At 68.9% G+C, this 12,905-nt stretch carries 11 protein-coding genes; 7 read left to right on the forward strand and 4 right to left on the reverse strand.

Annotated elements, in window-relative coordinates; translation table 11 throughout:
- Positions 1-6 precede the first annotated feature (6 nt).
- From ACXI0U_RS25175 to gcvP, 7 genes are all read left to right on the forward strand, one after another.
- A complete protein-coding gene (locus ACXI0U_RS25175; RefSeq protein WP_184488304.1) occupies positions 7-489 on the forward strand; it encodes a DUF4442 domain-containing protein in 483 nt (160 codons plus the stop codon).
- Positions 490-498: 9 nt separating this feature from the next.
- Complete coding sequence (locus ACXI0U_RS25180) at positions 499-1,716, forward strand: 2-octaprenyl-3-methyl-6-methoxy-1,4-benzoquinol hydroxylase (protein WP_043244231.1); 1,218 nt, start codon at positions 499-501, stop codon at positions 1,714-1,716.
- Positions 1,717-1,831: 115 nt separating this feature from the next.
- On the forward strand, positions 1,832-2,833 hold the full coding sequence (locus ACXI0U_RS25185; RefSeq protein ID WP_021218221.1) for an extracellular solute-binding protein: 1,002 nt from the start codon (positions 1,832-1,834) through the stop codon (positions 2,831-2,833).
- A gap of 68 nt (positions 2,834-2,901) precedes the next feature.
- Positions 2,902-4,521 (forward strand): ABC transporter permease, encoded by a 1,620-nt coding sequence (locus tag ACXI0U_RS25190; RefSeq protein WP_479550982.1) that lies wholly within the window; start codon positions 2,902-2,904, stop codon positions 4,519-4,521.
- A 190-nt stretch (positions 4,522-4,711) separates the two neighbouring features.
- Entirely contained in the window at positions 4,712-5,794 is a 1,083-nt protein-coding gene (gene gcvT, locus ACXI0U_RS25195; protein ID WP_479550983.1) for a glycine cleavage system aminomethyltransferase GcvT, read from the forward strand.
- Positions 5,795-5,840: 46 nt separating this feature from the next.
- Positions 5,841-6,230, forward strand: coding sequence for a glycine cleavage system protein GcvH (gcvH, locus tag ACXI0U_RS25200; protein ID WP_021218224.1), 390 nt, complete (start codon positions 5,841-5,843; stop codon positions 6,228-6,230).
- Positions 6,231-6,359: 129 nt separating this feature from the next.
- Positions 6,360-9,236 carry an aminomethyl-transferring glycine dehydrogenase gene (gene gcvP / locus ACXI0U_RS25205; protein ID WP_479550984.1) on the forward strand — a complete coding sequence of 959 codons (2,877 nt, stop codon included), beginning with the start codon at positions 6,360-6,362 and terminating at the stop codon, positions 9,234-9,236.
- Positions 9,237-9,282: 46 nt separating this feature from the next.
- Here gcvP and ACXI0U_RS25210 read toward each other — a convergent pair whose 3' ends face one another.
- The 4 genes from ACXI0U_RS25210 to ACXI0U_RS25225 form a co-directional block, all read right to left on the reverse strand.
- The gene (locus tag ACXI0U_RS25210; RefSeq protein ID WP_021218226.1) at positions 9,283-9,507 is read right to left on the reverse strand and encodes a hypothetical protein; all 225 of its coding nucleotides are present in this window, start codon (positions 9,505-9,507) and stop codon (positions 9,283-9,285) included.
- Between the two features lie 222 nt (positions 9,508-9,729).
- The gene (locus ACXI0U_RS25215) at positions 9,730-10,032 is read right to left on the reverse strand and encodes a DUF2388 domain-containing protein (protein WP_021218227.1); all 303 of its coding nucleotides are present in this window, start codon (positions 10,030-10,032) and stop codon (positions 9,730-9,732) included.
- Positions 10,033-10,160: 128 nt separating this feature from the next.
- Positions 10,161-12,485: a multiheme c-type cytochrome gene (locus ACXI0U_RS25220; protein ID WP_431483133.1), complete on the reverse strand. Its 2,325-nt coding sequence runs from the start codon at positions 12,483-12,485 to the stop codon at positions 10,161-10,163.
- 117 nt (positions 12,486-12,602) lie between these two features.
- Complete coding sequence (locus ACXI0U_RS25225) at positions 12,603-12,875, reverse strand: hypothetical protein (RefSeq protein WP_021218229.1); 273 nt, start codon at positions 12,873-12,875, stop codon at positions 12,603-12,605.
- Positions 12,876-12,905: the final 30 nt, after the last annotated feature.

Here is a 12,905-nt window from a genome sequence, read left to right on the forward strand (position 1 = left end):
CGCGTCATGCACGACCGTTCAATGGCGCGCAAGGCGCGCTTCCTGCGCTGGGCGCTGAACATCTACCCGCCCTACCTCGGGGCGGGTGTTCGCGTGCGGCAGATCAGCGCAGACTTCCGTCTGGTACGAGTCAAACTGGCGCTGGGCTGGTACAACCGCAACTACGTCGGCACCCAGTTCGGCGGCTCGCTCTACAGCATGACCGACCCCTTCTTCATGTTGATGCTGATGAACCTGCTCGGGCGCGATTACATCGTCTGGGACAAGGCCGCCAGCATCGACTTCGTCTCCCCCGGCAAAGGCCCGGTCTACGCCGAGTTCCGGGTCGACGACGGGTTGCTGGAACGCATCCGCCAGCACACCGCTGACGGTGACAAATACCTGCCCGAGCTGCACGTCGACGTGCACGACGGCGAAGGCACCCTGGTCGCCAGGGTGCACAAGACACTCTATGTGCGGCTCAAGCCGCGCGCGCGGCAAGCCGCCTAAGGAATGCACATGCAAGCGGATCTGATCATCGTCGGTGCCGGCATGGTGGGCAGTGCCCTCGGCCTGGCGCTCAAGGACAGCGGCCTGGAGATCATCCTGATCGACGGCAGCCCCCTGAGCATCAAGCCCTTCGACGCCGAGGCCGCCTTCGAGCCCCGGGTCAGCGCCCTGTCCGTCGCCAGCCAGCGCATCCTCCAGCGCCTCGGCGCCTGGGACGGCGTCGCCGCGCGCCGCGCCAGCCCCTATGGCGAGATGCAGGTCTGGGACGGTTCCGGCACCGGCAACATCCACTTCTCCGCCGCCAGCGTGCATGCCGAGGTGCTCGGCCACATCGTCGAGAACCGGGTGATCCAGGAGGCCCTGCTGGAGCCCCTGCACGACAGCGGCGTCGGCCTGCTGCCCAATGCCCGCCTGGAAAACCTGCGCCGCTCCGGCGATGACTGGCTGCTGACCCTGGTGGACGGCCGCGAACTGCGCGCCCCGCTGGTGATCGCCGCCGACGGCGCCAACTCCGCCGTGCGCCGCCTGGCCGGCTGCGCCACCCGCGAGTGGGATTACCTGCACCACGCCATCGTCACCAGCGTGCGTTGCGAGCAACCGCACCGCCGCACCGCCTGGCAACGCTTCACCGACGACGGCCCGCTGGCCTTCCTGCCCCTGGACCGCCAGGGCGACGAGCACTGGTGCTCCATCGTCTGGTCCACCACGCCCGAGCAGGCCACGCGCCTCATGGCGCTGGACGACGAGGCCTTCCGCGTTGAACTGGGCAAGGCCTTCGAGCATCGCCTCGGCCGCATCGAGGCCGCCGACCCGCGCCTGTGCATCCCGCTGCGCCAGCGCCACGCCAAGCGCTACGTGGAACCGGGCCTGGCACTGGTCGGCGACGCTGCCCACACCATCCACCCGCTGGCCGGGCAGGGCGTCAACCTCGGCTTCCTCGACGCCGCCGTGCTGGCCGAGGTGCTGCTGCACGCCCATGGACGTGGCGAGCGCCTGGCCGATGAACGTGTGCTCAGCCGCTTCGAGCGCCGACGCATGCCGCACAACCTGGGGATGATGGCGGCGATGGAAGGCTTCCAGCGCCTGTTCCAGGCCGACCCGCTGCCCCTGCGCTGGCTGCGCAACGCCGGGCTGGGCCTGGTGGACGGCCTGCCCGAGGCCAAGGCGCTGTTCGTGCGCCAGGCCCTGGGCCTGTCCGGCGACCTGCCGGAGCTCGCTCGCGTCTGATCCCGGGCCGCGCTCGCGGCCCGGGCGAAACACCTCGTCATACAAAGCGGAGCCGGATGCCAACTGAGGTTGATTATCATCTGGCTCCTTTTTGGCTACCGCGAGGCATTCGCAAATGAAGGCGCGCAACTCCCTGCTCACGCTCCTGGCCATCGGCCTGGGTGCCACCTCCGTCCAGGCGGCCGATGAAGTGGTGGTCTATTCGTCACGCATCGACGAGCTGATCAAGCCGGTGTTCGACGCCTACACCGCGAAGACCGGCGTCCCCATCACGTTCATCACCGACAAGGAAGCCCCGCTGATGCAGCGCATCAAGGCTGAGGGCGAGAACGGCGTGGCAGACCTACTGCTCACCGTGGACGGCGGCAACCTCTGGCAGGCCGAACAGATGGGCATCCTGCAGCCCTTCAGCTCCCCCGCCATCAAGGCCAACATCCCCGCGCAATATCGCTCCGGCAGCGACAGCTGGACCGGCCTCTCGCTGCGCGCGCGCACCATCGTCTACTCCACCGACCGGGTGAAGCCGGAAGAACTTTCCACTTACGAGGCCCTGGCCGACGCCAACTGGGAAGGCCGCCTGTGCCTGCGCTCCTCGAAGAAGGTCTACAACCAGTCGCTGACCGCCACCCTGATCGAGGCCCGCGGCGCCGCCGAGGCGGAGAAGGTGCTCAAGGGCTGGGTCAACAACCTGGCCACCGACCCCTTCGCCGACGACAACGCGGTGATCCAGGCGGTGGACGCCGGCCAGTGCGACGTCGGCATCGTCAACACCTACTACTACGGGCGCCTGCACCAGCAGAACCCGCAACTGCGCGCCAAGCTGTTCTGGCCCAACCAGGCCGACCGGGGCGTGCACGTCAACCTCTCCGGCATCGGCCTGACCCGCCACGCGCCCCATCCCGAAGCGGCCAAGGCACTGGTGGAGTGGATGACCACCCCCGAGGCGCAGAGCCTGTTCGCCGGGGTCAATCAGGAATTCCCCGCCAACCCGGCGGTGAAGCCCTCGGCCGAAGTGGCCGCCTGGGGGGCCTTCAAGGCTGATGACGTACCGGTGGAAGTCACCGGCAAGCGCCAGGCCGAAGCCATCCGCATGATGGACCGGGTCGGCTGGCACTGACCCCTCCACGGGGCGCTCACCCGGGCGCCCCGTGTCATCCCCCTTCCCGCTCTGCCCGAGAGTTCCGCTTGAAGCGTCCCGCCCAGTGCCGCTGGTACCCCGTCACCTTCGCCATCGCCGCCCTGGTACTGCTGCCGCTCTGCGTGCTGGTGCTGTCCTGGCACGAGGTGGATCGCGAGATCTGGGCGCACCTGTGGGACACCCAACTGCCGCGCCTCCTGGGCAACAGCCTGGTGCTGGTGCTCGGCGTCGGCCTTGGGGTCACGCTGCTGGGCGTCAGCCTGGCCTGGCTCACCAGCCTCTGCGAGTTTCCCGGCCGGCGCTGGCTGGACTGGGCGCTGATGCTGCCCTTCGCCATCCCCGCCTACGTGCTGGCCTTCGTCTTCATCGGCCTGTTCGACTTCTCCGGGCCGGTGCAGAGCCAGCTGCGCGAGTGGTTCGGCAGCGGCGTGCGCCTGCCCCGGGTGCGCTCCACCGGCGGCGTGATCACCGTGCTGGTGCTGGTGTTCTACCCCTACGTCTACCTGCTGGCGCGCAGCGCCTTCCTGGCCCAAGGGCGCGGGTTGATGGAAGCTGCACGCACCCTCGGGCTCAGCCCTTGGCAGGCGTTCTGGCGCGTGGCCCTGCCCATGGCGCGGCCAGCCATCGGCGCCGGGCTGGCCCTGGCAATCATGGAGACCCTGGCCGATTTCGGTGCCGTCTCGGTGTTCAACTTCGACACCTTCACCACCGCCATCTACAAGACCTGGTACGGCTTCTTCAGCCTTGGCACCGCAGCCCAGCTGGCCAGCCTGCTGCTGCTCGGCGTGTGCCTGGTGCTCTACGGCGAACGCCGCGCTCGGGGCGTGACCCGGCCGGCCAGCGAACGGCCCCGTGGCGCCGCCCTGTATCACCTGCGCGGCGTTCGTGCCTGGGCGGCCAGCGCCTGGTGCGGCCTGGTGTTCGCCTGCGCCTTCGTCATCCCCCTGCTGCAGCTGCTCGCCTGGTGCTGGCAGCGCGGCCGTTTCGACCTCGACGAGCGCTACCTGGGGCTGGTGCTGCACAGCCTCTACCTGGGCGCCATGGCCGCGCTGATCACGGTCTCGGTGGCGTTGCTGCTGGTGTTCGCCCGGCGCCTGGAGCCGACCCGGCCGATCCGCGCCGCCGTGGGCCTGGCCAACCTGGGCTACGCGCTGCCGGGCTCGGTGCTGGCGGTGGCCATCATGCTGGCTTTCAGCTGGCTCGACCGCGAGCTGGTGGTGCCGCTTTCCGGCTGGCTCGGTGGCGCCGGCAAGCCGCTGCTGCTGGGCAGCCTGACGGCGCTGCTGCTGGCCTACCTGGTGCGCTTCATGGCGGTGGCCCACGGGCCGCTGGAAGGTGCCCTGGCGCGCATCCGGCCGTCGCTGCCGGAGGCTTCGCGCAGCCTCGGCGTGGGTGGCCCGCGCCTGTTCCTGCGGGTCTACCTGCCGCTGCTGGTGCCCGGCGCCTTGAGTGCGGCGCTGCTGGTGTTCGTCGACGTACTCAAGGAAATGCCCGCCACCCTGCTGATGCGCCCCTTCGGCTGGGACACGCTGGCGGTGCGCATCTTCGAGATGACCAGCGAAGGCGAATGGGCCCGCGCGTCGCTGCCGGCCCTGAGCCTGGTGCTGGTCGGGCTGCTGCCGGTCATCGGCCTGATCCGCCGTTCCGCCCGGGGCTTCGGGCGCTGAAACATGACGTGACCGCTGGGTCAGCCGTCGGGTGTCCAGTCTTCCGCCTTGCGGCTACAATGCGCGCCATTCGTTGCGGCGCGTCTGCCTGAAAGGGCGCCACGACCTGCCGTCGAGGCCACGGAAAGCCAGGCCCGACAAGGGTTCCAGCGCCCGTCCGCATCTTCGCCAAGCCCGGAAGGAGAAACCCATGGGACAGCGTACCCCCCTCTACGATCTGCACCTGGCGTTGGGGGCCAAGATGGTCGATTTCGGTGGCTGGGACATGCCGCTGCACTACGGCTCGCAAGTCGATGAGCACCATCAGGTGCGGACCGATTGCGGCGTCTTCGATGTGTCCCACATGACGGTGGTGGACGTAGCCGGCAGCCAGGCCCAGGCCTATCTCCAGCGCCTACTGAGCAACGACGTCGAGCGCCTCAAGACCCCCGGCAAAGCCCTCTACAGCGCGATGCTCAACGAGCGTGGCGGCGTGGTCGACGACCTCATCGTCTACCTCACCACCAGCGGCTACCGCCTGGTGGTCAACGCCGCCACCCGCGACAAGGACCTGGCCTGGATGCACAAGCAGGCCGACGGCTTCGACGTGCGCCTCGACGAGCGCAGTGAACTGGCCATGCTCGCCATCCAGGGCCCCGCCGCCCGCCACCGCACCGCCGAGCTGGTGAGCAGCGCCCGCGCCTCCCTGATCCACGAACTCAAGCCCTTCCAGGGCCTGCCCGAGGGCGACTGGTTCATCGCCCGCACCGGTTATACCGGCGAGGATGGCCTGGAAATCATGCTGCCCCGTGACCAGGCGGCCGGCTTCCTCAACGAGCTGGTGGGTGCCGGTATCGCGCCCATCGGCCTCGGCGCCCGCGACACCCTGCGCCTGGAAGCGGGCCTGAACCTCTACGGCCAGGACATGGACGAAGACAACTCGCCCCTGGCCTCGAACCTGGCCTGGACCATCGCCTGGGAGCCCGCCGGCCGCGACTTCATCGGCCGTGACGTGCTGGAGGCCCAGCGCGCCGGTGGTGCCCAGCCCAAGCTGGTCGGCCTTGTGCTGGAGGAGCGCGGCGTGCTGCGCGCCCACCAGGTGGTGCGGGTGGAAGGCGTGGGCGACGGTGAAATCACCAGTGGCAGCTTCTCGCCCACCCTGGGCAAGTCCATCGCCCTGGCCCGCCTGCCGGCGGGGACCTGCGAGCGCGCCGAAGTGGAAATTCGCGGTAAGTGGTACCCGGTTCGCGTCGTCCAGCCGAACTTTGTACGCAATGGCAAAGCCTTGATCTAAATTTTCCTGGCGGGCCGACCGCCGCCGTCCTTGAGGAGCCTGAACAATGAGCAATATCCCCGCCGATCTGCGTTACGCCCCCAGCCACGAGTGGGCCCGCCTGGAAGCCGATGGCAGCGTTACCGTGGGCATTTCCGACCATGCCCAGGAAGCCCTGGGCGACGTGGTCTTCGTCGAGCTGCCGGATGTCGGCAAGACCCTGGCTGCGGGCCAGGAAGCCGGTGTCGTCGAGTCGGTGAAAGCCGCTTCCGACATCTACTCGCCGGTTTCCGGTGAGGTGATCGCCGTCAACCAGCTGCTGACCGACTCCCCTGAAGAGGTCAACAACGATCCCTACGGCGCCTGGTTCTTCAAGCTCAAGCCGGCCAACACCGCCGAGCTGGACAAGCTGCTGGACGCCGCCGCCTACAAGGCATCCGCCGACTCCGACGCCTGACGCTACAACGGCTCGCCGCCCCGCCCGGGGTGGCGGCCGATGCTCGCCCGGCCGGTCCTCCGACCAGCCGGCCGGCCATCCTGGAAATGCTTGCCTAAGCTTATTGGGCCATTTCCAGAGGCCGATCCCATGTCGCACATCCCCCCGTTGTCCCAGCTGCAACAGCCTGACGCCTTCCTCCGCCGCCACCTGGGCCCGGACCAGGCCGAACAGCAGGCCATGCTCGAAGCCCTCGGCCTCGCCGACCGTGATGAGCTCATCGTGCAGACGGTGCCACCGGCGATCCGCCTCAACCGCCCCCTGGAATTGCCCGCCGCCCTGGACGAAGAGGCTGCCCTGGCGAAACTGCGCGCCCATGCCCAGCGCAACGAGGTGTGGACAAGCCTGATCGGCATGGGCTACCACGGCACCCTGACCCCGGCGGTGATCCTCCGCAACGTGCTGGAGAACCCCGGCTGGTACACCGCCTACACGCCCTACCAGCCGGAGATCGCCCAGGGCCGCCTGGAAGCGTTGCTGAATTTCCAGCAGATGACCATCGACCTCACCGGCCTGGAGCTGGCCAGTGCCTCCCTGCTGGATGAAGCCACCGCCGCCGCCGAGGCCATGGCCCTGGCCAAGCGCGTGGCCAAGGCCAGGAGCAACCTGTTCTTCGCCGACCAGAACTGCCACCCGCAGACCCTCTCCGTGGTGCGCACCCGCGCCGAGGCCTTCGGTTTCGAGCTGGTGGTGGACGCGGTGGAGAACCTGCCCTCGCACCAGGTGTTCGGTGCCTTGCTGCAGTACCCGGACACCCACGGCGAGATCCGCGACCTGCGCCCGCTGATCGAGCACCTGCACAGCCAGCAGGCGCTGGCCTGCGTGGCTGCCGACCTGCTCGGCCTGCTGCTGCTGACGCCCCCCGGCGAGCTGGGTGCCGACGTGGTGTTCGGCTCGGCCCAGCGCTTCGGCGTGCCCATGGGCTACGGCGGCCCCCACGCGGCCTTCTTCGCCACCCGCGACGAATTCAAGCGCGCCATGCCCGGGCGCATCATCGGCGTCTCCAAGGACGCCCGTGGCAACCTCGCCCTGCGCATGGCGCTGCAGACCCGCGAGCAGCACATCCGCCGCGAGAAGGCCAACTCCAACATCTGCACGGCCCAGGTGCTGCTGGCCAACATCGCCGGCTTCTACGCCGTCTACCACGGCCCGGAAGGGCTCAAGCGCATCGCCCAGCGCGTGCACCGGCTCACCGCCATCCTCGCCGAGGGGCTGGCACGCAAGGGCATGCAGCGGCTCAACCAGCACTACTTCGACACCCTCACCCTGGAGGTGGGCGGCAGCCAGACGGCGATCATCGAATCGGCTAAGGCGGCGCGCATCAACCTGCGCATCCTCGGTCGTGGCCGGCTCGGGCTGAGCCTCGACGAGACCAGCAACGCCGCCACCGTCGAGCAGCTGTGGAGCGTCTTCCTCGGCGCCGACCACGGCCTGTCGGTGGACGAGCTGGACGCCGGGGTGCTGGTGCCGGGCATTCCGGCGGAGCTGGCGCGCAGCTCGGCCGTGCTGCAGCACCCGGTGTTCAACACCCACCACAGCGAGACCGAGATGCTGCGCTACCTCAAGCAGCTGGAGAACAAGGACCTGGCGCTCAACCAGTCGATGATCCCCCTCGGCTCCTGCACCATGAAGCTCAACGCCACCAGCGAGATGATCCCCATCACCTGGCCGGAGTTCGCCGCCATCCACCCCTTCGCGCCGCTGGAGCAGACCCAGGGCTACCAGGCGATGATCGCCGAGCTGGAGGAATGGCTGCGGGCGATCACCGGCTTCGACGCCATCTGCATGCAGCCCAACTCCGGCGCCCAGGGCGAATACGCGGGGCTGCTGGCGATCCGCAAGTACCATGAGAGCCGGGGCGAGGCGCACCGCAACATCTGCCTGATCCCCGCCTCGGCCCACGGCACCAACCCGGCCTCGGCGCAGATGGCGAGCATGCGCGTGGTGATAGTCGAGTGCGACAAGGCCGGCAACGTCGACCTCGACGACCTCAAGGCCCGGGCGGCGGAGGCGGGGACGCAGCTGTCCTGCCTGATGGCCACCTACCCATCGACCCACGGCGTGTACGAGGAGGGCATCCGCGAGATCTGCGAGGTGATCCATGCCCAGGGCGGGCAGGTCTACATGGACGGCGCCAACCTCAACGCCCAGGTCGGCCTGGCGCGCCCGGCGGACATCGGCGCCGACGTCTCGCACATGAACCTGCACAAGACCTTCTGCATCCCCCACGGCGGTGGTGGCCCGGGCATGGGGCCGATCGGCGTGCGCGCGCACCTGGCGCCCTTCGTCGCCAACCACCCGGTGATCGAGCTCAAGGGGCCGAACCCGGAGAATGGCGCGGTCAGCGCGGCGCCCTGGGGCAGCGCCAGCATCCTGCCCATCAGCTGGATGTATATCGCCATGATGGGCCCGCAGCTGGCGGATGCCACCGAGCTGGCCATCCTCAACGCCAACTACCTGGCCAAGCGCCTCGGCAGCGCCTACCCGGTGCTCTACACCGGGCGCAACGAGCGGGTCGCCCACGAGTGCATCCTCGACCTGCGCCCGCTCAAGGCGGAAACCGGCATCAGCGAGGAGGACGTGGCCAAGCGCCTGATGGACTACGGCTTCCACGCACCGACCATGTCCTTCCCGGTGCCGGGCACCCTGATGGTCGAGCCCACGGAGAGCGAGTCCAAGCACGAGCTGGACCGCTTCATCGAAGCCATGCTCGGCATCCGCGCGGAGATCGCCAAGGTGCAGGCCGGCGAGTGGCCGGCCGAGGACAACCCGCTCAAGCGCGCGCCGCACACCCTGGCCGACGTGGTGGGCCTCTGGGAGCGGCCCTATAGCATCGAGCAGGCAGTGACGCCCACCGCCCACACCCGGGCGCACAAGTACTGGCCGACGGTAAACCGCGTCGACAACGTCTACGGCGACCGCAACCTGTTCTGTGCTTGCGTGCCCCTGGAGGACTATCGCGAGTAGGGCATCTCTTTTAGAGGTGCCCAGCAGTCACTCCTGGGCGCGGAGTTCACTCGGCCTTGAGCTGCAGGCGCCCGAGCAGGCCGATCAGCAGCACGTTGAAGACGATCAGCAGCAGGCTGCTGGCCAGGCCGACGACGCTGATCAGCTTGGACGGGAGGAAATCGAAGACGCTGAAGTCGATCAGGGAGAGCACGCGCTCGCTGAACCAGAACAGGTCGATGACGATCATCAGGATCAGCACGATCTTCAGCGTGGGGATGGGGTTACCCATGGGGGACGTCCTTGTAGGTGAGAAGAAGGGGGCCGGTAGCGGTGACGCCGGCAGGAAGGTTGTGCCCGAGCGCCGGACTTCCCGCAAGCCCGGCGTTCACTGGATGCGGCCTGGGTAGCGCTTTCGAACCCCGGACAAGAAAGGGCCCCCAACCTGGCCGGGCTGGGGGCCCTCGATGCATTCCATGCCGCGCTGCAAGCGCCCACGCCTGCGGGTTTCCCTTTATTCGTTGGCGAGGATGGCGGTCGCCAGTTCCTCGTCGCTGGCCTGGATGCCGGGGTTGTCGGCACGCACCTGCTTCAGCGCTGCTTCCAGGAAGGGGCCACGGATGGCGCCGTCGCTGGCGACGAAGCTGCTGGCATCTTCGCGGGCGGCGACGATCAGCTTGTGGTCCTTGAAGGTCACGTAGGTGGAGGCGGTGGTGGCGCCGGAGGACAGCACGTTGCGCCAGAAGGTATCCGCCATGGCCGAGCCAGCAGGGATGGCGGCCAGGGCGATGACAGCGGCAGCTACTGTGGTACGCATGGGATGACTCCAGGTTGTTGTGGGGGACCTGCAACTGAGATTCCGGGCGGCCCCGGGGAGTTCCGTATACAGGCCAAGTGGCCGCCGACCGGTCATGGCAGCTGGCCAGTGGTTCGGCCCAGCGGCCGCTATTCCCGCTTCAGCGCCGGGTCGTCGGGGTTGAGCTGCTCCAGCTCGGCGAGCAGGGCCTGCACCTTCTGGATCTGCCCCGCTTCGCGCCAGTAGCCGATCAGCGCCAGGCGTGCCTCGCGGTTGACGGGGTTGCTCTCCAATACCAGCTCCAGGCGGCGGCAGGCTTCCTCCAGCTTGCCGTCATCGTGCAGCGCGGCCGCCAGGGCGTGGCCGTAGCGGGCGTTGCCGGGTTCCAGGCGCACCGCTTCGCGGAACGCGGCGATGGCGGCCTGGCGCTCCCCCTTGCGCAGGGCCGCCTGCCCCTGGGCGTGGTGCAGCAGGGCTGCCTCGGGGTGTTCGCGCAGCGCCTCGGCCAGCACCTTCTGGCCCTCTTCCCAGCGGTAGTTGGCGTCGAGCCATTGCACCAGGGCGACCCGCGCGGGGAGGAAGTCGGGGTCGCGTTCGATGGCGGTGCGCAGGCGCCCTTCTACCTGGTCGGCGCGGCCGTTGCTCTGGTAGAGGGACGCCAGGTTGAGGTTGGCTTCGGCGCGCTCGGCCAGGCTCAGTTGTACCGCCTCGTATTCGGCGATGGCCTTGTCCCAGGCCTTCTCGTAGTTGCCCAGGCCGGTGCTGCCCATGCCCAGCAGGCCACGGGCGGCGATGATGCGCACGGCCCGCACCGGGTCGGTGAGCAAGGGCGCCAGCAGGTCGCGGCGCTGCTCGGGCGGCAACAGGGCGTTGACCGCGCGCACCGCCGCTTCGCGTACCTGGGGCGCGGCGTGGTTGAGGTCGTTGGCGGCCAGGTTCAGCGCGCGCTCGCTGGGGTAGCCGGGCAGCTCGGCGAGCAGGGTGGCGCGGCGGATGGCCGGCAGGTCGCCACGCTCCAGTTGCTGGAACAAGGCCCGCGAGGCGCCCGGGCGGCCGTTGCGGATCAGCGCCAGGCTCTCGTCGTAGCGGGGTGCCGGGTCCTTGCCCTGGGCGTACCAGTGTTCGAACTGCTCGGCCACGGCCTGGCCGGCGACATCCTTGTGGCAGCCCAGGCAGGCATCGGGGGTGCCCAGCTTCAGCGCGCGGCCCGGGTTGGGCAGGCTGAAGCCGTGGTCGTGGCGGTAGTCGTTGCCCAGCAGCGTCTTGCCCGGCATGTGGCAGTCCACGCACTGGGAGCCGGGTTGCCCGGCGGCATGGTGCAGGTGTTCGGGGGCCTCGTAGTCGCGTGCCTTCAGGCCCTTGTCGTCGATGCCGGCCACGGTGCTCTTGCCGCTGGGGTTGTGGCACTGGGTGCAGAGGCCGTTGCCCTCCACCCGCACGCCGCCGCTGTGGGGGTCGTGGCAGGTGCTGCAGCTGAGCCCGCGCGCGTACATGCGGCTCTGGGTGAAGGAGCCGTACTCGTAGACCTGCTCCTTGAATTTGCCGTCCAGCTCGTACAGCTCGCGGGTCAGCGCGCTGGGCAGGTAGTCGTCCATCAGGCGCTTGCCGAAGGCGTGGTCACCATCCAGGGGCACGCGGCGGGCGTGGCAGCGGGCGCAGGTTTCCACCTGCAGGCGGTTGCTGGTGCGGGCCAGGTCCAGGGTGAAGCCGGCCTGGGAGTGCAGGCCCTTGAAACGCGCCCATTCCAGGTGCAGGGAGGCCGGGCCGTGGCAGGCCTGGCAGCCGACGCCGGGGGCGGCCCAGTGGCTGGCGTAGGTACCGGTGGCGTCGTCATAGCCACGGACGTAGCCGGTGCTATGGCAGTCGATGCACTGGAAGTTGGCGTTCTGCGACGGCTTGCTCCAGTGCTGCGGGTTGCGGAAGTCGATGCCCTGGCCGGACGCGAGGTGGAACCAGGCCTTCTTCTGCGTATCCCAGGCGATGCCGAAGGCTTGCAGGCGCCCGCCGGGGAGTTCCAGCAGGTACTGCTGCAGCGGCTCCACGCCAAAGGCGTAGGCCACCTTGAAGTCCGCCGGCTGGCCGTCGGGGCCGGGGGTGTTGACCCAGTAGCCGTCGTCCTTGCGGAAGAAGCGCGTGCTTTCCCCTTCGGCCTCGAAGCGGGCGTCGTCGAAGTCCCCCTGCACCGAGCGCGGCGAGGCGTCCTGCATCGCCAGCTGATGGTGCGAGCCCTTCCAGGCCTTCGCCTGGGGCGCGTGGCAGGTGCCGCATTGCTGCTCGTCGACCATCTGCGCCGGCCCCTGGTCCGCCAGGCTCGGCCCCGGACCCCGCGTCGGCACGTAGGGCTTGCCGCCCTGCACCCACAGCCAGCCGCCCAGGCCCACCAGCAACAGCAGCGCGGCGAGCACGGGCAGGACGTAACTGGGGCGGCTGGGCGGACTCGCGGGGGAATCGGGGGCGTTCGGGTGTTTCGGCATGCAGACGTCCGCTGTGGTGCATGGACTCACGGAAGCACGCAGCTTCCGTGAATGCGCCCGAAGCTGTCAAACCAGCGCCGCTTGGCGCCCTGCCTTCCTTGCCGGCCAGGGCGACGCTCAGTGGCAGAGGCCCAGCAGGTGCGGCCGGTAGTGGCTGCCGGGTTCTGCGCTGATGGTGCAGAGGAAACTCAGCGTGGCCGGGGCGTTCAGCCAGGTCATCTGCTCGAACAGGCGGGGTTCGGCGGTCACCTGCTGCACCAGGTAGCCCCGATGCTGGTCACGCTCATCCTCGTTCTCAGGCTGCCTGGCGATGACCGCATAACACTGGTCCTGCCCCTCGACGACGTGACGATAGATACCGAGGCATAGAACGGTGAGTTGAAACTGCATGTCGCATCTCCTTATTGCGCGAGGGTGCCT

Source organism: Pseudomonas sp. C9D1, assembly GCF_056491235.1.

Excerpts from the sequence above, each read along its gene's own strand:
- ACXI0U_RS25175 (WP_184488304.1), top strand. The coding sequence starts at position 7 with ATGCACGACCGTTCAATGGCGCGCAAGGCGCGCTTCCTGCGCTGGGCG.
- ACXI0U_RS25180 (WP_043244231.1), top strand. The coding sequence starts at position 499 with ATGCAAGCGGATCTGATCATCGTCGGTGCCGGCATGGTGGGCAGTGCC.
- ACXI0U_RS25185 (WP_021218221.1), top strand. The coding sequence starts at position 1,832 with ATGAAGGCGCGCAACTCCCTGCTCACGCTCCTGGCCATCGGCCTGGGT.
- gcvT (WP_479550983.1), top strand. The coding sequence starts at position 4,712 with ATGGGACAGCGTACCCCCCTCTACGATCTGCACCTGGCGTTGGGGGCC.
- gcvH (WP_021218224.1), top strand. The coding sequence starts at position 5,841 with ATGAGCAATATCCCCGCCGATCTGCGTTACGCCCCCAGCCACGAGTGG.
- gcvP (WP_479550984.1), top strand. The coding sequence starts at position 6,360 with ATGTCGCACATCCCCCCGTTGTCCCAGCTGCAACAGCCTGACGCCTTC.
- ACXI0U_RS25210 (WP_021218226.1), bottom strand. The coding sequence starts at position 9,507 with ATGGGTAACCCCATCCCCACGCTGAAGATCGTGCTGATCCTGATGATC.
- ACXI0U_RS25215 (WP_021218227.1), bottom strand. The coding sequence starts at position 10,032 with ATGCGTACCACAGTAGCTGCCGCTGTCATCGCCCTGGCCGCCATCCCT.
- ACXI0U_RS25220 (WP_431483133.1), bottom strand. The coding sequence starts at position 12,485 with ATGCCGAAACACCCGAACGCCCCCGATTCCCCCGCGAGTCCGCCCAGC.
- ACXI0U_RS25225 (WP_021218229.1), bottom strand. The coding sequence starts at position 12,875 with ATGCAGTTTCAACTCACCGTTCTATGCCTCGGTATCTATCGTCACGTC.